Source organism: Paraburkholderia sp. BCC1886 (assembly GCF_900996245.1).
Taxonomy (GTDB): Bacteria; Pseudomonadota; Gammaproteobacteria; order Burkholderiales; family Burkholderiaceae; genus Paraburkholderia.
In genome coordinates this window covers 247,149-266,720 of sequence record NZ_CAAJGK010000041.1, presented here as the reverse complement: position 1 = coordinate 266,720, position 19,572 = coordinate 247,149, and the positions used below count along the sequence as shown (strand labels likewise).

General features: G+C 63.9%; 18 protein-coding genes. 10 read left to right on the top strand and 8 right to left on the bottom strand.

The annotated features are described in order from the left end of the window. The first annotated feature begins 5 nt into the window (after window positions 1–5). The 3 genes from FQ746_RS11005 (at window position 6) to speB (ending at window position 2,352) form a co-directional block, all read left to right on the top strand. Window positions 6–731 (top strand): DUF1989 domain-containing protein, encoded by a 726-nt coding sequence (locus FQ746_RS11005; RefSeq protein WP_144109341.1) that lies wholly within the window; start codon window positions 6–8, stop codon window positions 729–731. Between the two features lie 132 nt (window positions 732–863). After that, the gene (locus tag FQ746_RS11000) at window positions 864–1,400 is read left to right on the top strand and encodes a helix-turn-helix domain-containing protein (RefSeq protein WP_260853997.1); all 537 of its coding nucleotides are present in this window, start codon (window positions 864–866) and stop codon (window positions 1,398–1,400) included. A gap of 10 nt (window positions 1,401–1,410) precedes the next feature. Then, window positions 1,411–2,352: an agmatinase gene (speB, locus tag FQ746_RS10995; protein WP_144109339.1), complete on the top strand. Its 942-nt coding sequence runs from the start codon at window positions 1,411–1,413 to the stop codon at window positions 2,350–2,352. 42 nt (window positions 2,353–2,394) lie between these two features. On the opposite strand, the gene FQ746_RS10990 is transcribed toward speB, so the two are convergent. Continuing rightward, complete coding sequence (locus tag FQ746_RS10990) at window positions 2,395–3,561, bottom strand: epoxide hydrolase family protein (RefSeq protein ID WP_144109337.1); 1,167 nt, start codon at window positions 3,559–3,561, stop codon at window positions 2,395–2,397. Between the two features lie 146 nt (window positions 3,562–3,707). Between FQ746_RS10990 and FQ746_RS10985 the strand changes: the two genes are divergently transcribed. From FQ746_RS10985 to surE, 3 genes are all read left to right on the top strand, one after another. Continuing rightward, a complete protein-coding gene (locus FQ746_RS10985; RefSeq protein WP_144109644.1) occupies window positions 3,708–4,079 on the top strand; it encodes a CidA/LrgA family protein in 372 nt (123 codons plus the stop codon). Further along, the gene (locus tag FQ746_RS10980) at window positions 4,076–4,813 is read left to right on the top strand and encodes an LrgB family protein (protein WP_144109335.1); all 738 of its coding nucleotides are present in this window, start codon (window positions 4,076–4,078) and stop codon (window positions 4,811–4,813) included. The genes FQ746_RS10985 and FQ746_RS10980 overlap by 4 nt, the downstream gene beginning before the upstream one ends. Before the next feature lie 66 nt (window positions 4,814–4,879). After that, a complete protein-coding gene (surE, locus tag FQ746_RS10975; protein WP_144109333.1) occupies window positions 4,880–5,659 on the top strand; it encodes a 5'/3'-nucleotidase SurE in 780 nt (259 codons plus the stop codon). A 34-nt stretch (window positions 5,660–5,693) separates the two neighbouring features. Here surE and FQ746_RS10970 read toward each other — a convergent pair whose 3' ends face one another. From FQ746_RS10970 to norR, 3 genes are all read right to left on the bottom strand, one after another. Beyond that, a complete protein-coding gene (locus tag FQ746_RS10970; RefSeq protein WP_186310693.1) occupies window positions 5,694–6,494 on the bottom strand; it encodes a DUF4148 domain-containing protein in 801 nt (266 codons plus the stop codon). A 266-nt stretch (window positions 6,495–6,760) separates the two neighbouring features. Continuing rightward, on the bottom strand, window positions 6,761–7,876 hold the full coding sequence (locus FQ746_RS10965) for an alkene reductase (protein ID WP_144109329.1): 1,116 nt from the start codon (window positions 7,874–7,876) through the stop codon (window positions 6,761–6,763). A gap of 92 nt (window positions 7,877–7,968) precedes the next feature. Beyond that, complete coding sequence (gene norR / locus FQ746_RS10960; RefSeq protein WP_144109327.1) at window positions 7,969–9,570, bottom strand: nitric oxide reductase transcriptional regulator NorR; 1,602 nt, start codon at window positions 9,568–9,570, stop codon at window positions 7,969–7,971. Window positions 9,571–9,678: 108 nt separating this feature from the next. On the opposite strand from norR, the gene hmpA reads away from it, so the two are divergent. Beyond that, window positions 9,679–10,860, top strand: a complete 1,182-nt coding sequence (hmpA, locus tag FQ746_RS10955; protein WP_144109325.1) for an NO-inducible flavohemoprotein — start codon at window positions 9,679–9,681, stop codon at window positions 10,858–10,860. 4 nt (window positions 10,861–10,864) lie between these two features. Here the strand turns inward: hmpA and FQ746_RS10950 are convergent, their stop codons facing one another. Together FQ746_RS10950 and FQ746_RS10945 are read right to left on the bottom strand one after the other, a co-directional pair. Beyond that, window positions 10,865–11,500, bottom strand: coding sequence for a carbonic anhydrase (locus FQ746_RS10950; protein WP_144109323.1), 636 nt, complete (start codon window positions 11,498–11,500; stop codon window positions 10,865–10,867). Between the two features lie 211 nt (window positions 11,501–11,711). Then, on the bottom strand, window positions 11,712–11,972 hold the full coding sequence (locus FQ746_RS10945; RefSeq protein WP_144109643.1) for a DUF1488 domain-containing protein: 261 nt from the start codon (window positions 11,970–11,972) through the stop codon (window positions 11,712–11,714). Window positions 11,973–12,238: 266 nt separating this feature from the next. Here FQ746_RS10945 and FQ746_RS10940 point away from each other — a divergent pair, with 266 nt between their 5' ends. Both FQ746_RS10940 and FQ746_RS10935 read left to right on the top strand, forming a co-directional pair. Then, complete coding sequence (locus FQ746_RS10940) at window positions 12,239–13,732, top strand: MDR family MFS transporter (protein ID WP_144109321.1); 1,494 nt, start codon at window positions 12,239–12,241, stop codon at window positions 13,730–13,732. 105 nt (window positions 13,733–13,837) lie between these two features. Next, window positions 13,838–15,373, top strand: coding sequence for a rhomboid family intramembrane serine protease (locus tag FQ746_RS10935; RefSeq protein ID WP_186310692.1), 1,536 nt, complete (start codon window positions 13,838–13,840; stop codon window positions 15,371–15,373). 30 nt (window positions 15,374–15,403) lie between these two features. Here FQ746_RS10935 and FQ746_RS10930 read toward each other — a convergent pair whose 3' ends face one another. Beyond that, window positions 15,404–16,324 (bottom strand): LysR family transcriptional regulator, encoded by a 921-nt coding sequence (locus FQ746_RS10930; RefSeq protein ID WP_144109317.1) that lies wholly within the window; start codon window positions 16,322–16,324, stop codon window positions 15,404–15,406. A 145-nt stretch (window positions 16,325–16,469) separates the two neighbouring features. Between FQ746_RS10930 and metE the strand changes: the two genes are divergently transcribed. Next, window positions 16,470–18,764: a 5-methyltetrahydropteroyltriglutamate--homocysteine S-methyltransferase gene (gene metE, locus FQ746_RS10925; protein WP_144109315.1), complete on the top strand. Its 2,295-nt coding sequence runs from the start codon at window positions 16,470–16,472 to the stop codon at window positions 18,762–18,764. 79 nt (window positions 18,765–18,843) lie between these two features. Here the strand turns inward: metE and cobM are convergent, their stop codons facing one another. Continuing rightward, on the bottom strand, window positions 18,844–19,572 hold the full coding sequence (gene cobM / locus FQ746_RS10920) for a precorrin-4 C(11)-methyltransferase (protein ID WP_144109313.1): 729 nt from the start codon (window positions 19,570–19,572) through the stop codon (window positions 18,844–18,846).

The following is a 19,572-nucleotide window of genomic DNA, read 5'->3' as shown; positions in this document are numbered from 1 at the left end:
TCAACATGAGCACCACTCACACTCACACTCACACTCACGACCACGATCATCTGCACGATCACGTCCACGACAACGGCACCGAAACCGGCCTGAACGCAACGCTCGACGAGCCGATCTCCGCCGACGGCACACCCGAAATCGGCCACACCTATACGGTGCCCGCCCGTTGCGGCCGCGCAGTCCGCGTGAAGGCCGGCCAGACGATTCGCATTGCCAATCCGCACGGCACGCAGGTGTGCGATACGTGGATCTTCAATGCGGAACATCTGAACGAATTCCTGTCGTTCGAACACACGCGCGCGTTCATCGACAAGGTGATTCCGCAAGCAGGCGACCCGCTCGTCAGCAACCATCGCCGTGCTATCGCGGAACTGGTGGTCGACACGTCGCCGGGCGTGCACGACACGCTGATGGCCGCGTGCGATCTGTATCGCTACAGGAATCTCGGCGTCGAGGGCTATCACGACAACTGCGCGGACAACATGCGTCTTGCGCTGAAGGCCATCGGACTGCGCGCGCGCGAAGTGCCGCAACCGTTCAATCTGTGGATGAACATTCCGATCAAGCCGGACTATTCGATCGACTGGCTCGCGCCCGTGTCGAAAGCCGGCGATCACGTGGATATCAAGGCCGTGATGGATTGCGTGGTGGTCATGTCCGCCTGCCCGCAAGATATCATCCCCATCAACGCGTTGAACCCGCTCGAAGTCGAGTTCACGGTTCTCGCGTAAAGCATCCAACCTTTCGATAGGGCTACGGTGGCAACCATAAAAACGACTCCCCCCAGGCGCCGCGGCCGGCCAGCCGCCGCGCCGGCCGTCGCGACCTCGCCGGCCGCGCCCAGCGATTCGCTCGGCGTCCGTCTGAAGCACGCGCGCATGGTGCGCCAACTGACGCTGAAGGCGCTCGCCGAGGCGGCCGGTTGCTCGGAAAGCCTGCTATCGAAAGTGGAAGGCGGTCACGCCACGCCCTCGCTCGCCACGCTGCACCGGCTGGCGCTCGCGCTATCCACCAACATCGCCCAGCTGGTGTCGGGGCCCGACATCAACACGTCGCCGGTGCAGCGCGCGAACGCGCGGCCGTCGGTCAGTTTCCCGACGGCCGGCAAGCAGGGTTCGATCGTGCTGGAACGCGTGGTCGTGCCGGCGCCCGGTCAGTTGCTGCAAGGCGATATTCACGTGATCGAGCCGCACTCGAGCAGCGACGAGCAGATCTCGCACGTCGGTGAAGAACTCGGCTACGTGATCGAAGGCGAACTGGAACTGACGCTCGATGCCGAGCTTTATCGCCTGCAACCCGGCGACTCGTTCTATTTTCCAAGCAACGTACCGCACAGTTATCGCAATCCCGGCGACGTCGTCACACGGGTGCTGTGGATCAACACACCGCCCACCTTCTAGGAATTCCAACGTGTCAGGCACCGACCTCTCGCAGATGCATCTGCCGCGTTTCAGCGGTATTCCGACTTTCCTGCGGGTGCCGCCCTGCACCGATCTGAACGCGCTGGATATCGTGCTCGCGGGCGTCCCGTTCGACGGAGGCGTCACCGCGCGGCCGGGTGCGCGTTACGGTCCGCGCGAAATCCGCAACATGTCGACGCTGACGCGTTCGACGCATCACGTGACCCGCTTCAACCCGTTCGACGCCTGCCGTGTCGGCGATATCGGCGACGTGCCATTTACGGATCTCTACCATCTGGAACGCGCGCACGAAGATATTCGCCGCTTCTTCGAACCGGTGTTCGCGGCCGGCAAAATTCCGCTGAGCGCAGGCGGCGATCACTCCATCACGTACCCGATTTTTCAGGCGATGGCGCGCAAGGAGCCGATCGCGCTCGTGCATATCGATGCACACACCGATACCTGGGACAGTTTCAAGGGATCGAAATTCACGCACGGCGCGCCGTTTCGCCGCGCAGTCGAAGCCGGGCTGCTCGATCCGAAGCGGACCATTCAGATCGGCATACGCGGTGCGCAGAATTCGGATGAAGGCTGGCGCTATTCGCTCGATAACGGCATGCGCGTGGTGTTCATCGAGGAGTTCGATGCTGTCGGTGCCGCCGCTATCGCGGAGGAAGCGCGCCGCGTCGTCGGCGATGCGCCGGTGTATCTGTCGCTCGATGTCGACGGGCTCGATCCGGTGTTCACGCCGGGCACGGGCACGCCCGAAATCGGCGGACTGACGACCCGCGAAACCCTGGCGCTGCTGCGCGGACTCGACGGGTTGAACTGGATTGGCGGCGATGTGGTCGAGGTGTCGCCGCCGTACGACCCGAGCGGCAACACCGCGCTGGTTGCGGCGACCTTGATGTACGAAATGCTCTGCCTGTTTGCGAAGCGTTACGTGCGCTGAGATTCAAGCCCGAGATTCAAGCCCGAAATTCAAGCCCGAGATTCAAACCCGAGAAGCGCCACGCACCCCGCGGAAGAAAGTCCGAATCTCGTGAGCGAGCAGTTCAGGCTGCTCCATCGCGGCGAAATGGCCGCCGCGCGGCATCTCGGTCCACTGCACGACGTTGAACGTGCGTTCGAGCCAGCTACGCGGCGGGTGACTCAACTCGTGCGGAAAATGCGCGAAGCCGACCGGCGGCACGACACGTTCGCGTCCGGCGAAACTCATCGGCTGCAGACGGTTTTCCCAATACATCTGCGTCGACGGGCCGATGCTTTGGGTGTGCCAGTAGATCGAAATATTCGTCAGCAAGTCGTCTTTCGAAAACACGCGCTCCACGTCGCCACCGCAATCGCTCCATGAGCGAAACTTCTCGGCAATCCATGCGGCCAGTCCCACCGGCGAATCGTTGAGCGAAGCGGCGAGCGTCGCCGGCTTGGTGCTGTGCATATGCCCATACGCGCCTTCCTGCGCGAACCATTCGTTCTTCTCCTGCAGGAATTTTTCCTCTTCCGGCGTAAGCGGCTGTTGAGCCGCAGTCACGGCAGGTTCGTACGTACCGGGCACGTAGTTCAGATGGATTCCGTCGACCACGTCGGCATGCCGTGCCGCAAGTGCGGCCGACACACCCGAGCCGATATCGCCGCCCTGTGCGCCGAAGCGTTCATAGCCGAGACCGTGCATCAACGCCGTCCACAGATCGGCCACCTGATGCGCCGATATCCCGGCGGCGGACGGCGCCGGCGAAAACCCGAAGCCGGGCAACGACGGCACCACGACGTCGAACGCATCGGCGGGATCGCCGCCGAACGCAGCCGGGTCGGCGAGCCGTTCGATCAGATCGTGAAACTCGAAGAACGACCCAGGCCAGCCATGCGTGATGACTAGCGGATAAGGCGCCGGGCCCACACCGCGCCGATGCACGAAGTGCACGCGCTGGCCGTTCACGTCGGCCAGAAATTGCGGTTGACGGTTCAGCCTGCGTTCGGCGGCACGCCAGTCGAACACGTCGGACCAGTAGTGCGCGAGTTCACGCAGCCACGCGGAGTCGGTGCCCTGCTGCCACGCCGGTGCCGGCGTGAGCGGCGCCCAACGCGTCGCGCGGATGCGCCGGCGCAGATCGTCGAGGTCCGCATCGGGCACGTCGATCTTGAAGGCGGCTATCTGCATGGCGGGTCATCCTTGGCATCGTGATGGAGGGCGCGCGATCGTCCACTGCACGATCGGGCTACTGCTCGCCTGACCGGGCCATGCGCGCGAAGCAGCCTGCATGGTACACAATGACCGCATTTTCCGTTTCATGTCTGGAGACCTTCATGCTGGCCGCGTTTGCCGTCCTACTCACGTTTCAATGCCTTGGAGAAGGCGTGTCGTACCTGTTCCACCTGCCGGTGCCCGGACCCGTGATCGGCATGTTGCTGCTATTCGGCTTCCTGATGCTGCGACCGCGGACTGCCGACGCCATCGAGCCGACCTCGCTCGAACTGCTGCGTCATCTGTCCTTGCTCTTCGTGCCGGCCGGGGTCGGCATCATGGTATCGGCGAGTCGCATTCGCGGCGATGCGCTGGCGGTGATCGTCTCCATCGCCGTGAGCACGACGCTCGCCATCGCGGTCGCGGCGCTCGTCACGCGCGCATTGATGCGTCGGCAACGACGCGATACGGTCACCGCGCGGAGCGCATCATGAGCGCGCTGCCGAGACTCGGTGCGATCTGGGTCTACCTTGCCGCGAGTCCGTTGCTCGGTTTGACCATCACGCTGATCGCCTATCTGATCGCCCAAGGCATCTATGCGAAGGCACGCTTCAATCCGCTCGCGAATCCGGTACTGATCGCCGTGGCCTTGCTGGTGGCGCTGCTCGAAATCACCCACACGCCCTACGCGACGTATTTCGAAGGCGCGCAGTTCGTCCACTTCCTGCTCGGCCCGGCGACGGTCGCGCTCGCGTTGCCGCTCTACCGGCAGTGGCCCAAGCTGCGGCGCTTCGCGTGGCCGCTATTCGGCGGACTCGTGGCGGGGTCGTTGACCGCGATCGTGTCGGCGGTCGGCGTCGCGGCGCTATTCGGCGCTTCGCATGCAACGGTGGCGTCGCTCGCACCGAAGTCGGCCACCACGCCCATCGCGATGGCCGTGGCCGCCGAGATCGGCGGGATTCCTTCATTGACAGCCGTGCTCGTCATCTCGACCGGCGTGTTCGGCGCGGTGTTCGCGCGCACGATCCTCAATACGCTGCGCATCGTCGAGCCCGAAGTGCGCGGCTTTGCGCTCGGTATCGCGTCGCATGGCATCGGTACCGCGCGAGCTTTCCAGGTCAGCGAGGAAATGGGCGCTTTCGCGGGGCTCGGCATGGGCCTGAACGGTGTATTCACCGCGTTCGTGGTGCCCGTGTTGATGCCGCTGGCGGCGCGCTGGTTGTCCTGAACGACACGTTGGCGTCGATCGCTGGATAATGACGCCTCCGCTATTTTCTGAAAGGAGTTTGCCGCGATGTCCGCTGACGAATCCAAAGTGCCCCGCGTACTGCTGACCAACGACGACGGTATCGATGCACCTGGTCTTGCCGTACTCGAAGCCGTAGCCGCCGAACTCGCGCACGAAGTGTGGGTAGTCGCGCCCGAGCACGATCAGAGCGGCACCTCGCATTCGATCAGCCTGCATTCGCCGTTGCGCGTGAGCCGCCATGGCGAGCGGCGTTTCGGCGTCGGCGGCACACCGGGCGACTGCGTGGTGATGGGCGTGCGCCATCTGATGCGCGAAGCGCCGCCCACGCTGATTCTGTCGGGCGTGAATCGCGGCGGCAACCTGGGTGTCGAAACGATGTTCTCCGGCACCGTCGGCGCCGCGATGACGGGCCTGCTGCTCGGCCTGCCGTCGTTCGCGCTGAGCCAGACTTTCAGCAATCGCGACAAGGTGCGCTGGGACACGGCGCGCGCGCTGGCGCCGGGCGTGATCCGCCAGTTGCTCGCGATCGGACACGACGCGCCGACGTGTCTGAACATCAATTTCCCCGATGTGGATGCCGCGGCGGCCGGACCGTTGACGCCGACCCGTCAGGGCGTGGGCCTCGTCGAAGATATCGACGTGTTGCCGCAAGTCGATCCGCGCGGTATCGACTACCACTGGTTGCGTTTTCAACGAGGCAAACGCGTCAACGACCCGGATAGCGAAACGGCCGTGGTCGCGTCGGGGCGTGTGTCGGTCACCCCGCTCGCGTTCGATCGCACCGACCTCGGCATCTTCGAGCGGCTTTCGAAGGCGTTGGGGTAAAAGGCGTTGGCGACGTCGACAAGGCGCTGCGCCCTCAAGGGCGCAGCGTCGTCGTCATGCTGGGCGCACCGCCGGGTCCGGCAGGATCGGGATTACCGAACGCAGGCAAGTCGCCATCGGCACGCGCGCGGACGATTTCCGCACGGACCTGGGCGCGGGTCTTCGGTCCGTCTTCCGATTTGATGACCGTGCCGCCAGGGGGCGCGGCCGATGCGGACGGCGCAGTGCTCGCTTGCTGCGTTGGTTCAACGGCTAAACGCGGAGGCACAGTGGTCGGCAATGTCGTCGGTTGAGCCGTCTGGATGAGCGGCGGTTGTGGGGTCGCTGCTGCGGCCCGGTTGACCACGGGTGAGGGCACGGCCGGCGCAGACGTCACGCGCCCGCCGCGCGCTGCGTCGAAGAAGGTCGGCTCTCCCGCTTTGTTTGCCTGAGCTTGCGTCGTGACGCGCGCCCTCGTGCTGCGACCCGGCGCACGACTCGCATGTACGGCACCGCGATGCGCGCCGGCTCTGGCCGCAACGTTCGCACTCTGCGACGTCTTCAGCATCGGCGGCCGTTCCTGCTCGACTGTCGGCGCGGGCTCCATTGCCGTTACCGCACTTGCGTCCGTTGTGCCGATCGCACGAGGCTCTCTGGTCACGACGCCGCTCGTCGTAGCGCCCGGCGTCTGATTCACCGTGCTGGCGCGCGTCGCCGGCGCGGACGTTTCGCCGGACGTCGCATCCAGATCGTCCATCGACCGGTGCATGGGTTCGGGAATCATGATGTACGCCCCGATTGCCACCGCACCCACCACCGCACCCGTCAGTACGTATTTTCCAATTCCGACTTGCATGACCTGTCCCCCGTACGACCGTGACGGCACGCGTCGTCGTGAGCGTCGACGCGGGCGCATTCATCGGAGGGTTCCCGCGCACCGGACGGTGCGCGCGCCACGACCCGAACCGCGGGTCGATCAGGTCAAGGTACGACGCTTCCCCGGAACTGGATGCGGACGTTTCCGGATCGAAGCGTCTTGAGACCCGAAACGTCCGCTCACGTCTTGCCTGTGTCGGATATCGCAGAATAGATGCGCGGGGAGACGCGCAAGACGAGCACCGCTCAACGCTGCGCTTCCTGTTCCAGGGTCGGGTAATCCACGTAGCCTTCGGCGCCGCCGCCGTACATCGTGTCCGGGTCCGGCTCGTTGAGATTTGCGCCGGTTTTCAGACGTGTCACCAGGTCCGGGTTGGAAATGAACGGCCGGCCGAACGCGATCAGATCCGCGCGCCGGGTCTTCAGCGCGCGTTGCGCGAGTTCCTTGTCATAACCGTTGTTCGCCATGAACAGACCGTCGAACGATTCGCGCAGCACCTGCAGATCGAAGCCGCCGGGCACCTCGCGCGTACCGCCGGTTTCGCCTTCGATCACGTGCAGATACACGAGCTTGCGCGCGCTGAGTTCCTTCACCACATGCTTGAACAGCGGTTCGGGATTGCTGTCGGCAATATCGCCGAAACTGCTGAGCGGAGAAATCCGCACGCCGACGCGCTCGCCGCCCCATACGCTGGTCACGGCATCCGCGACTTCCAGCAACAGGCGCGCGCGGTTCGCGATGGAGCCGCCGTACGCGTCGGTACGCTGATTGGTCTTGTCGCGCAGGAACTGGTCCAGCAGATAGCCATTGGCCGCGTGAATCTCGACGCCGTCGAAGCCGGCCGCCTGCGCGTTCAACGCGGCAATCCGATATTGCTCGACGAGACCGGCGAGTTCGGAAGTCGCCAATGCCCGGGGCGTGACGTGCGGCACGAAGCCGTCGTCGGTATAGGCCTGGCCTTCGGGCTTGATGGCCGATGGCGCAACCGGCAACGCATTGTCCGGCTGTAGTGAAGGATGCGAAATCCGCCCCACGTGCCACAGTTGCAGGAAAATATGGCCGCCCTTCGCGTGCACGGCTTCGGTAATACGCTGCCATGCCTCGATCTGCGCGCGATCGTAAATGCCCGGCGTGAACACGTAGCCCTTACCTTGCGGCGAAATCTGCGTGGCCTCGGCAATAATCAGACCGGCCGTCGCGCGTTGCGCGTAGTACTCGATGGCGAGTTCGCTGGGAACATCCGCCTCTTTCGCGCGACTTCGCGTAAGCGGCGCCATCACGATGCGGTTGGCGAGTTGCAGCGGACCGAGCTGGACGGGTTCGAACAGGTAACTATCGACGTTGGCGGATTCAGTTGACATAGTGTTTCCTCGAAAAAGTTACGCACGTTGACACGGGCATGCCGTTGCAGTGCAGCAAGATGCGGGCCGAAGCAAGCCGTACTTTAATCCGGTTATTTCAATCCAAGGCGCCGCGCCAGCCGGTTCAGGTTGGCCCGGTCGAGTCCGAGTGCGCGGGCCGTCGCGGCCCAATTCTGTTCGTGCCGGGCCAACGCAGCTTCGACCAGTTGCCGCTCGAAATCCGTGACCGCCGCGCGGAAATCCTGTTGCGACGCTGCACTCTGGTTGTCGGCGTTCCCCGACGTGGTGTCGCTGGACTGTTCAAGGCCTGCCGACAACGCCAGGTCGGCTGCGCTCAACGTCAGGATCCGGCGTCTATCGCGATCGGCCGCGCGCGCCTTGAGCGCGCTGCGTGCGATCAGATACTCGAGTTCGCGTACGTTGCCCGGCCACGTGTAGCGCAACAACGCAGCTTGCGCATCGGCTGCCAGTCGAAGACTGCGCAGCCCCAGGCGGGAACGGTTTTCTTCGAGAAACGTGCCGGCCAGTAGCAGCACGTCTTTGCCCCGCTCGCGAAGCGGCGGCACGCGTATCGGATAAACGCTCAGCCGATGATAGAAGTCGGCGCGAAACCGCCCCGCTCGCACTTCCTCGGCCAGATCGCGATTGGTGGCGGCGATGAGCCGGACGTCGACGGTATGGGCGGCATCGGAGCCGACCCGCTGCAATTGCCCGTTCTGCAGCACGCGCAGCAGCGTGGCCTGCACGGCGAGCGACAGTTCGCCGACTTCGTCCAGAAACAGCGTGCCGCCATCGGCCAGTTCGAACTTGCCACGCCGGTCCGCCGATGCCCCCGAGAACGCGCCTCGCACGTGACCGAACAGTTCGCTTTCGACCAGCGTCTCGGGCAACGCCGCGCAATTCAGACTGATAAGCGGCTTGTTCGCGCGCGCCGACCTCGCATGAATGGCGGTCGCCACGAGTTCTTTGCCGACACCGGTTTCGCCCGTGATCAACGCGGTGAGATCGCTGCCGGCCACCACGGCAATCTCGTCGAGCAGACGACGCAGCGCTTCGCTATTGCCGGTCATTTCGCGCACGCCTTCCCCACTTGCCTGGCGATACGCTTCCGCGCGCCGACGCTCGTCGTCGTTCGAACGCGCGAGCGTCTCGATGCGTTCGACCACGCTGACCGTCGCGGCTGCGAGGCCGAGAAAGGCCTGCAGCCAGGCCATATCTACATTGTCGAACTGGGCCGGATTCAACGCGTCGAGCGTCAGCAGACCCCACGGGCGCCCCTGGATGAACAGCGGGCAACCGAGACAGTCGTGCACTTCGAGCTGGCCGTCCAGGCCCTCGACCAGCCCGTCGTAGGGATCGGGCAAAGGCGAATCCGCAGCGAAGCGCGTGGGCTCCGGCCGCGACAGAAGCTGCGCGAAGCGCGGATGCTCGCTCACGCGAAAGCGGCGGCCAAGCGTGTCGCTGCTCAGGCCGTCCACGGCTAGCGGCACCAGCACGTCGCCATCCAGACGAAGCAGCGCCGCGGCGTCGCCCGGGAACAGCGAGCGCAGCGCATCGAGCAGACGGCGATAGCGCTCGGTGCCCGGCAAGTCGCGGGCGAGATCCTGAACGAGCGGCGTTAGCGCGTCGAGCACCGCGAGGTGAGTCGTTCCGACCTCACGACGAGTCTCTTTGACCAGAGTCGAATCGACCATTCAGGATTCCAGGCAATTGATTTGGCAGGATTTTACACATGGCACGGATGCTGTATAGGAAGACCCCGCAGCCCGTCAGGCTCCATCAACCTATCGCCGAGGACACCCATGCTTTCCGCCGAACACATCGCCATCGTCAAGTCGACCGCGCCTTTACTCGAAAGCCGCGGCGAAGCGCTCACCACGCATTTTTACGAGAAGCTGCTAGCCGACCATGCGGAGTTGCGCCCGCTGTTCAATCAGGCCCATCAGGCAAGTGGCGCGCAAGCCCGCGCGCTAGCTAAGGGCGTGCTGATGTACGCCCGTCATATCGACGAACTCGAACAACTGGGAGGACTGGTCGGGCAAATCATCAACAAACACGTCGCCTTGAATATCCTGCCCGAACACTATCCGGTGGTTGGGCAATGCCTGTTGCAGTCGATCCGCGATGTGTTCGGCGCGCACGTCGCAACCAATGCGGTGATCGACGCATGGGCGGCCGCCTACGGGCAACTCGCGGCGCTGCTGACGGGACTCGAAGAAAAGCTGTACGCCGAGCGCGAACACGCGCCAGGTGGATGGCGCGGCACACGAGCGTTCCGCGTCGAGCGGAAGGTACGTGAGAGCGAAGAGATCGTTTCGTTTTACCTGAGGCCAGTCGACGGCGGCCCGTTGATGTCGTTCCGGCCCGGCCAGTATCTCGGCATCAAGCTGCGCGTGAATGGCGAGGAGTTGCGCCGCAACTATTCGCTGTCGGCCGCGCCCGACGGCCGCGACTATCGGATCAGCGTCAAATGCGAAGCGAACGGCGCCGCGTCGGGTCATCTGCACGCGAACGTCGCCGAGGGCGACACGCTCGACGTATTTCCGCCCGCAGGCGATTTCGTTTTGCAGCCGGGAGACAAACCGCTCGTGCTGATTAGCGGCGGTGTCGGTATCACGCCGACGCTCGCGATGCTGCAGGCGGCGCTGCACACCGGGCGTCCGGTGCATTTCATCCACGCGGCACGGCATGGCGGCGTCCATGCGTTTCGCGATGCCGTCGACACGCTGGCCAACGGACATCCGCAACTGAAACGCTTTTATTGCTACGAAACCGCGCGCGCCGAAGATGACGGCGCCCACGCGACCGGCTTTCTCGACGAAACCAGACTGCGGGACTGGCTACCGGACACACGCGACGCGGACGTCTATTTCGTGGGACCGGTCGCCTTCATGAAGGCGATCAGAAAGCATCTGCGCACCATCGGTATACCGGATGCGCAAAGCCGCTACGAATTCTTCGGCCCGGCGGCAGCGCTCGACTAGTCGCTCAGACTGCGTAGATTTCGGGGTTTTCCACCAACGGCAAGAACTCGCCGGTGCGGCCGTCGAGTGCGAGCATGGTGCCGCTCTCGATATCGAAGATCCAGCCGTGCAGGTTCAGCTTCTTGTTCACCAGACCCACGGCGACGGACGGATGCGTGCGCAGATTCGACAACTGGGCGATCACGTTGTCCTTGACCAGCGAGTCGAGGCGATGCGCATCCGAATCGTAAGTGCGCGATGCGTTGATGGCTCGCGCGGCATCCGCGTGACGCAACCAGCCTGCGACGGCCGGCAGATGGTCGAGATTCATACAGGTCGAAATGGCCGTCATCGCGCCGCAATTGGAGTGGCCGCAGATAACGATATCGCGCACGCCCAGCACCGCGACCGCATATTCGACGGTGGCTGAGACGCCGCCCGGCTCCGGCCCGTACGAGGGCACGATATTGCCCGCGTTGCGAATCACGAACAGCGCACCGGGCTCGGTCTGTGTAAGCAGTTCGGGCACCACGCGGCTATCCGAACAGGTGACGAACAACACGCTCGGACTCTGCGCAGTCGACAGCCGCTTGAACAGGCCGCTTTGCTGCGGGAAGACTTCGCGTTGAAAACGGATGATCCCTTCGATAATTTCCTGCATGACGCTCTCCAGACGTTCCTTGACTGAACCGGTATGACCGGCGGCCTCGGGGGCCGCGGGTCACACCTGGCATCGGTGGCGGGACTATACCGCAGTCGGAGCGCCGGATGGTCGAACCGACCGATCCGGCGGAGTCGGCCCAGGCGCTATGGCACGCGTGCGACCGAAACGCTTTGAGCTAGCTGACTGGCTGCCTGAAGAGCGGACGCTCTCAGTGGAAGTCGCCGGTTTCGAGTTCGACGGACTGGCCGCCGTTTTTCTCCAGCACCCGGCGTGTAGCGTTTTCAATTTGCGCACGATTGGCTTCGAACGTGCCCACCAGATCGTGAGCGGACGGACCGTCGTTGCCGAAATGATCGTTGAGCGCATCCAGCGACACACTGCACCAGACATCGGCTCCGTCCACGTTGGCTTCGAAGGCGACGCGCGCCGCGGCGATCACTTCCCTGCGGCCGGTGAATTCGATTCTCATCATGCTTCTCCGTATGTCGAAAGAAACCGTGACGCGCGCAAGCGTTGTGCCACGGGCTCGTGAGGGTCGAACAGCGGTCGTGTCGACCGGCTTCGCCAAGCCGGCAAACGACCGCCACGCCGTCCTCCGCCTTGGCACGAATTGCGCAGCAGGCGCATACTCCACTCCGGCCGCCCTTTGCCTTGCCGCCCGGAGACACCACGGCAAGCCTGAATCCGCGGCCGCGCCGTCCGACGTGTCCCACATACTGATACTAACTTCCACCCATGTCACGCAGCCCCGAATCTTCGCGCCGTCTGGTCATCGCCGCCGTGATGGCTTCGATGGCGATGGTCGCGATCGAAGCCACCATCGTTTCCACCGCCATGCCGCAGATCGTCGCGCAACTCGGCGACCTGCATCTCTACAGTTGGGTCTTTTCGTCGTTCCTGCTCACTCAAACCGCGATGACCGTGGTGTTCGGCAAGCTCGCCGACCTGTACGGACGCAAACCCGTCGTGCTCACCGGCATCGCCATCTTTCTGGTGGGTTCGATACTCGCCGGCTTCGCGTGGTCGATGCCCGCGATGATCGTGTTCCGTCTGATTCAGGGCGTCGGCGCCGGCGCGATTCAACCCGTCACGCTGACCATCGTCGCCGACCTCTACCCGGCTCGCGAACGCGGCAAGGTGCAAGGTTATCTGGCGAGCGTGTGGGCCATTTCGGCGGTGCTGGGTCCGATGGTCGGCGGCGCCATCATCCACAACCTCTCGTGGGCGTGGATCTTCTGGATGAACGTGCCGATCGGCATTGCATCCGCCGTGGGCTTCATCGCGTTCCTGCGTGAATCGGAACGGCGCGCCAAACCGTCGATCGATTTCGGCGGCGCAGCGCTCTTCATGGCCGCCATTGCCGCGCTGATGATGGGCCTGACCTATCTCGGCGACGACGCTTTCCGCGAGGCCTCCATCGCCGCTGCGGTTTTCGTGCTGTGTACGCTGCTGTTCGTCTGGCAGGAACGCCGCGCGGCCGAGCCGATGATCTCCTTCGCGCTGTGGAGCCGCAGGCCGATTGCCGCCTGCAATGGCTCGACCGTACTGGCCGGCATGATCCTGATGGGCGCCACCACGTTCCTGCCGATGTACGTGCAAGGCGTGCTGCATCGCTCGCCGGTCGTCGCCGGTCTTGCGTTGACGATGATGATGGTGGGCTGGCCGAGCGGCGCCACGCTCGCCGCCAAGACGTTCCAGCGTGTCGGCTTGCGGCGCATGCTGATCGGCGGCAGCGCGTTCGTGCCGTTGGGCGCGTTGCTGCTGCTGTTCCTCGCGCCAGGCGCGTCGCCGCTGATCGCGGCGTTCGGCTCGCTGGTGATGGGCTTCGGCATGGGCACGTCGAGCGTCAGTTGCCTGATGCTGATCCAGGAGATCGTTCACATGGACGAGCGCGGCAGCGCTACGGCGTCGAATCTGTTCTCGCGCAATCTCGGCAGCACGCTCGGCGCGACGCTGTTCGGCGCGGTGCTGAATTTCGGCTTGAGCCATGCGCGCGGTGCCGGCACGGTGACCTCGGATCAATTGCGCGCGCTACTGCAGAACCAGGTCGCCAGTCTCGGCGATAGCGACATGATCCGCATGGTGCTGCATCAATCGTTGCACCTCACTTTTATCTCCCTCTTCGTAATCGCGATTTTCGTGGTGGCGTTGTTGCTGTTCGTGCCGACTATTCACATCGGCGCGGCGAAACCGGTGCCGCTCGAGGCGCTCGCGCCACTGGAAGATTGATCCGCTTGAAATCGCCGCAAACTCCCCTCAGAATGACGCGACGCCAGCGAGGCGTACACAAATAGAACACTGAGAGAGAGCGATCATATGGACCATATCGATCGTATGGAATCGCCCCTTGCAGCGCCGGACCACGCTGCGGGACGCGACGAATCCATCGGCACGGACGGCACGCAAACGTTTCGCGTGCGTTACGTGATCAAGCCTCACGGGAGGCAAAGCCTCCTTACCGCTTTATCTCATGCACTGGGCATGAGAGGCGAACTGTGCTTTGCCGGACCACACATCACGCTCGGCCCAGCCGGGCACGCCCGGCCGCGGCAACTGCCGTCCGCGGACCTGTTCGACATCCGGCTCGCCGGACTTCGTCTCTCGTTCGATGTGCACGCAAGCAATAGCGAGACGGAGCGCGTGACGGTCAAAGCGCGTGACCAGACCGACCTGCGCCGCATTCTCGAACTGCTGCCCGTGCGCATGACGCCCGCCTACGCGGCCGAGCGACTTGCGCTCACCACCTTCAAGAGCAAGCTCGCCACGGTCACGCCGCTGCCCTGGGCCACGTACCTGCTGATCGCGCTGAACGTAGCCGTGTTTCTCGCCATGTGCGCCGCGGGCGTCGGCGTGCTCAAACCGGATTTCCTCGCGACCATCGGCTGGGGCACGAACTTCGGTGCCTATACGCTCGACGACGAACCCTGGCGCGTGCTGACTTCGATGTTCATCCACTTCGGGCTGTTTCATCTGGTTTCGAACATGGTCGTGCTGTACGCACTGGGACGGCTGACCGAGAGGTTGTACGGCAATCTGCGGTTTTTGGCGCTCTACGTGTTTGCCGGCCTCGCGGGCAGCATCACGAGCCTGCTCGTTCATCCGGGCCTCAACAGCGCCGGTGCGTCCGGTGCGATTTACGGTGTGGCGGGCGCCTTGCTGATCTACGTGTTGCGCTTTCGCCGCGAGCTTCCCGCCGCGATCGCCACGCGTCAACGCAACATCATGATTGCGTATCTGGTCATCTCGCTCTGGGATGCTTCGCAGAGCCGCAATATCGACAACGCCGCGCACCTGGGCGGTCTTGCCGGCGGCCTGCTGATCGGCGCACTGCTCGCGCGTCCGCTCGAAAAAGCGGCTCGTCAGCAGACTTCTTTTCATAGCGCGCTGGCGTCGTGGCTGGTTGCTTGCGGCGCGTTGGCGGCGTCGCTTTATCCGTTGACGCATTTCAGCCAGCACACGCTTGCCGAGCTTCGCTTCAGCCGAATGCGCGCAGAACTCGTTCCGGCCCAACGCAAGGTGATCGCCGACGAATTCGAGTGGCGACATCAGCCCATTCGCTCACAACCGGAGAAAGACGTCGCCTCGAATCAGGCGCTCGTGAAGATCGTGCCTGAATGGGACGCGCTTTATGCTCGCGTCGATCAGACGGGATTGCCTGCCGGTTCAACGCACTCGGCGTTACGGCAGGCGATGCTGCGTTACTTCGACGACAACCGGCAGATCGTCCGGCGCGCCGCGCTGCTGCTCTCGCACGACCAGGATCACGACGAGGCTGCGTTGGCACCGATTCACGCACTCAGGGACGATGCGATCGCACAGACCGCGCTGATGAAAAAACTCATCGCCGCGGACAGTCAGGGACGCCGCTAATCGTGCGAGGCAAGCCCTGCATCGCCCCACTCACTCCTGCGCCAGCAACTCGATCCCATCCAGTTGGGCTGCACAGGTATCGCGCACGATCCCGACGAAGTCGTCGAAATAAGGCCGGCTCGCAAAGCCTTTCGCGGCCACCGCATACAGTTCGCTCCACAGCCCTTGCGGGCCGATCCGTTTGGCCAGCACGTAGTCGTGATCGACGTAGTTCTTCACGCCCCAGTTGGGCAATGCCGCGATACCGCGGCGGCTCGCCACCAGTTGCATGATGGCGATGGTCAACTCCGCAGTACGCCGCTCCAGCGCAATACCGGCCGGTTCCAGCACCTCGCGGATCAGATCGATGCGCGCTTCGGGCACCGGATAGGTAATCAAGGTCTCGTCACGCAGGTCGTCCGCATTCACACGACGCTTGTTGCGCAAGCGATGCTCGTTGGCGATCACCACCAGAATCTCGAAACGGAACAGGGGTGCGATAGACAAACTGCGCTTCGTCGCGGGCTTCGAACCGATTACCACGTCGGCCTTGCCGTCGCTCAAGAGACGCAGCGGGTCCGCGTGAAACCCCGCCACCAGATCCACTTCGACTTCCGGCCAGCGGCGGCGGAATTCGTCCATGACCGGCATCAGCCAGTCGAAACACGTGTGGCACTCCAGCACGATACGCAATTCGCCGCGCGTGTCGCCCTTCAGGCGCACCAGATCGCGTTCGGCCGCATTCACCGCCGCGATGGTCTCGCGCCCGAGCGTCAGCAGCCGTTCGCCTGCTGCGGTAAAGCGCAGCCCTTGCCGCGTGCGCTCGAATAGCGATACCGCGTAGTGCGCCTCGATATCGCGAATCTGATGCGAGAGCGCGGACTGACTCAGATGGACGCGTTCGGCGGCCGCCACCAGCTTGCCGGAATCGGCAATGGCGATGAGTGAACGCAAATGGCGAAACTCAAGCATCGGGAAGCTCCGCGTGATGATGAAAAAACCGCGTATTCGGGTGGATATGAATGTGGCTCATACATTGGTGAAAACATGTCGCTTGAAGAATCATAGCGTGACTTTCACACTACGCGTCAATTCATACGCACAACGAGGACGTCACATGGCCCGCACGCATATTTCCGGTTTCTCGCGCATCGGCGCACAGCGCGAACTGAAATTCGCCCAGGAAGCGTTCTGGCGCGGCGAGTCGAGCGAAGCCGATCTGCTCGAGATCGCTGAGGCGCTGCGTGCGCGTCACTGGCAATTGCAACGCGACGCGCAACTGGACTTCGTGACGGTCGGCGATTTCGCTTACTACGATCCGATGCTGAATCTGAGCGCGCTGCTCGGCGCGTTGCCGGCACGCTTCGGCTTCGACGCGAACACGCTGTCGCTCGGCCAGTATTACGAGCTGGCGCGTGGCAATGCCGCACAACCCGCGCAGGAAATGACCAAGTGGTTCGATACCAACTACCACTACCTGGTGCCCGAACTGGACGCGAACACACGCTTCCACGGCGGCGTGTCGTGGTTCTTCGACGAGATCGACGAAGCGCTGGCGCAAGGCCTGCCGGTCAAACCGGTGCTGATCGGGCCAATCACTTTTCTGTGGTTGTCGAAGAGTCATGTACCGGAGTTCGATCGCCTGTCGTTGCTGCCGAAACTCGTGATCCGCTACAACCGCATTCTCGACACGCTGAAACAACGCGGCATCGAATGGGTGCAGCTCGACGAGCCCGCGCTTTGCGTGGATCTGCCCGCGCAGTGGCTCGACGCGTTCTCTGCGGTGTACGAGGCGCTTGGCACCAACGGTGTGAAGGTGCTGCTGGCGAGCTACTTCGACGATGCCGCACAGCATGCCGAACGCGTGGCTCGTCTGCCGATTGCCGGTGTGCATCTCGACCTGGTGCGCGCGCCGCAACAGCTCGATGCATGGCGTGCAGCCTTGCCGCCGCATGCCGTGCTGTCCGTGGGCGTGATCGACGGCCGCAATATCTGGCGCGCGGACCTGAGCGCGATTGTCGCGTCGTTGCGGACTCTCGACGCGGAATTGGGCGAGCGCCTGTGGATCGCACCGTCGTGCTCACTGCAACACGTTCCGGTTACGCTCGCCAGCGAGCAGAAGCTCGACGGCGAACTGAAATCGTGGCTCGCGTTCGCCACCGAGAAACTGGCTGAACTGAGCACGCTCGCACTCGCCTTGCGCGACCCGGACGCGGCACGAGACGCACTCGCCGCCGCCGATCGAGCGCTCGATACGCGACGCCGCTCCACTGCCGTCGTCAACGCGCTGGTGCAACGCCGCGTCGCCGCAGTCGACGACACGCTGGCGCAACGTCGCAGCCCGTTCGCCGAGCGCAATCGCGTGCAACGCGAGGCCCTGGCGCTGCCGCTGCTGCCGACCACGACGATCGGCTCGTTCCCGCAAACCGCGTCGATCCGCCGGGCGCGCGCCGCCTACAAACGCGGCGAACTGCGCGCGCTCGACTACCTGCAACGTATGCGCGCCGAAATCGAGTTCGCCGTGCGCAAGCAGGAAACGCTCGATCTCGACGTGCTCGTGCATGGCGAAGCCGAACGCAACGACATGGTCGAATATTTTGGCGAGCAGTTGTGGGGCTATGCGTTCACGGAGAATGGCTGGGTACAGAGCTACGGCTCACGCTGCGTGAAGCCGCCCATCATCTACGGCGACATCTACCGTCCCGAGCCGATGACGGTGGACACCACCCGTTACGCGCAATCGCTCACGCCGCGCCCGATGAAAGGCATGCTGACCGGTCCGGTCACGATGCTGCAATGGTCGTTCGTGCGCGACGACCAGCCGCGTTCGACCACCGCGCTGCAACTGGCGCTGGCGATTCGCGACGAAGTGGTCGACCTGGAGAAAGCCGGCATCCGCATCATCCAGATCGACGAGCCGGCATTCCGCGAAGGCTTGCCGCTGCGTGAATCCGATTGGCCCGCGTATCTGGAATGGGCGACGCGCGTGTTCCGTATCTCGGCATCGGGCGTTGCGGACCGTACGCAAATTCACACGCATATGTGCTATTCGGAATTCAACGACATCCTGCCGTCGATCGCGGCGATGGACGCCGATGTGATTACCATCGAAACCTCGCGCTCGGCGATGGAACTGCTCGACGGCTTCGGCGCGTTCGCTTATCCGAACGAGATCGGTCCGGGCGTCTACGACATTCACTCGCCGCGCGTGCCGGGTGAGGCCGCAATGCTGCGTTTGCTGGAACGTGCGTGTGAAGTGATCCCGGCCGAGCGTCTGTGGGTCAATCCGGACTGCGGCTTGAAGACGCGTGGCTGGCCCGAGACGGAGGCGGCGCTCACGCATATGGTGCGGGCCGCGAAGGCGCTACGGTTAAAGCTGGCAGCGCGGCAGGACGTGGCGGAAACGGCGTGATTCCGCCGCGCTGAAAATCCGCCAGCGGGGTCGCGCGGCTCTGTTCTGCTTTGTTCTACTTTGTTCTGCGATGGCGCGTTCACGCGCCCTTCGCATACAGCGTCGACTCCGCGAACCCTTCCGCGGCCAGCACCTCGCCCACCAGAATCAGCGCCGTGCGTTCGATCGACGTGCCCTGCACCTTGCCGACGATATCGTCGAGTGTGCCGGCGATGGTCTCTTCGTCCGGCCAGCTCGCGCGATAGATCACCGCGATGGGACACGCACCGCCGTAATGCGGCCGCAATTCCTCGACGATGCGCGCGAGATGGCGCACGCCCAGGTGAATCGCCATCGTCGCGCGATGCCGCGCGAGGTCGCCGAGTTGCTCGCCTTCGGGCATGCGGGTCTTGCTCGCGAAGCGTGTGAGTATCAGCGTCTGCGAAATCCCGGGCAACGTGAGTTCGCAGCCGAGCGTGGCAGCGCATGCTGCGGTGGCCGTGACGCCCGGCACGATCTCGTACGGAATGTTCAACTCCCGCAGCCGGCGAATCTGCTCGCCGATCGCGCCGTACAGCGACGGATCGCCGGAATGCACGCGGGCCACGTGCTGGCCCTTCGCATGCGCGGCCGCGAGCAGCGCGACGATCTGCTCGAGATCGAGTTCGGCGGTATTCACCACCTGTTCGGCGGCGTGCCCGTCGAGCACCGCCGACGGCACGAGCGAGCCCGCATACAGGATCACCGGACAACTGCGCACGAGCCGCTGCCCTTTGACCGTGATGAGCTCCGGGTCGCCAGGACCCGCGCCGATGAAATACACCGTCAT

Excerpts from the sequence above, each read along its gene's own strand:
- FQ746_RS11005 (WP_144109341.1), top strand. The coding sequence starts at position 6 with ATGAGCACCACTCACACTCACACTCACACTCACGACCACGATCATCTG.
- FQ746_RS10990 (WP_144109337.1), bottom strand. The coding sequence starts at position 3,561 with ATGCAGATAGCCGCCTTCAAGATCGACGTGCCCGATGCGGACCTCGAC.
- FQ746_RS10985 (WP_144109644.1), top strand. The coding sequence starts at position 3,708 with ATGCTGGCCGCGTTTGCCGTCCTACTCACGTTTCAATGCCTTGGAGAA.
- FQ746_RS10980 (WP_144109335.1), top strand. The coding sequence starts at position 4,076 with ATGAGCGCGCTGCCGAGACTCGGTGCGATCTGGGTCTACCTTGCCGCG.
- surE (WP_144109333.1), top strand. The coding sequence starts at position 4,880 with ATGTCCGCTGACGAATCCAAAGTGCCCCGCGTACTGCTGACCAACGAC.
- FQ746_RS10970 (WP_186310693.1), bottom strand. The coding sequence starts at position 6,494 with ATGCAAGTCGGAATTGGAAAATACGTACTGACGGGTGCGGTGGTGGGT.
- FQ746_RS10965 (WP_144109329.1), bottom strand. The coding sequence starts at position 7,876 with ATGTCAACTGAATCCGCCAACGTCGATAGTTACCTGTTCGAACCCGTC.
- norR (WP_144109327.1), bottom strand. The coding sequence starts at position 9,570 with ATGGTCGATTCGACTCTGGTCAAAGAGACTCGTCGTGAGGTCGGAACG.
- hmpA (WP_144109325.1), top strand. The coding sequence starts at position 9,679 with ATGCTTTCCGCCGAACACATCGCCATCGTCAAGTCGACCGCGCCTTTA.
- FQ746_RS10950 (WP_144109323.1), bottom strand. The coding sequence starts at position 11,500 with ATGCAGGAAATTATCGAAGGGATCATCCGTTTTCAACGCGAAGTCTTC.
- FQ746_RS10945 (WP_144109643.1), bottom strand. The coding sequence starts at position 11,972 with ATGAGAATCGAATTCACCGGCCGCAGGGAAGTGATCGCCGCGGCGCGC.
- FQ746_RS10940 (WP_144109321.1), top strand. The coding sequence starts at position 12,239 with ATGTCACGCAGCCCCGAATCTTCGCGCCGTCTGGTCATCGCCGCCGTG.
- FQ746_RS10935 (WP_186310692.1), top strand. The coding sequence starts at position 13,838 with ATGGAATCGCCCCTTGCAGCGCCGGACCACGCTGCGGGACGCGACGAA.
- FQ746_RS10930 (WP_144109317.1), bottom strand. The coding sequence starts at position 16,324 with ATGCTTGAGTTTCGCCATTTGCGTTCACTCATCGCCATTGCCGATTCC.
- metE (WP_144109315.1), top strand. The coding sequence starts at position 16,470 with ATGGCCCGCACGCATATTTCCGGTTTCTCGCGCATCGGCGCACAGCGC.
- cobM (WP_144109313.1), bottom strand. The coding sequence starts at position 19,572 with ATGACGGTGTATTTCATCGGCGCGGGTCCTGGCGACCCGGAGCTCATC.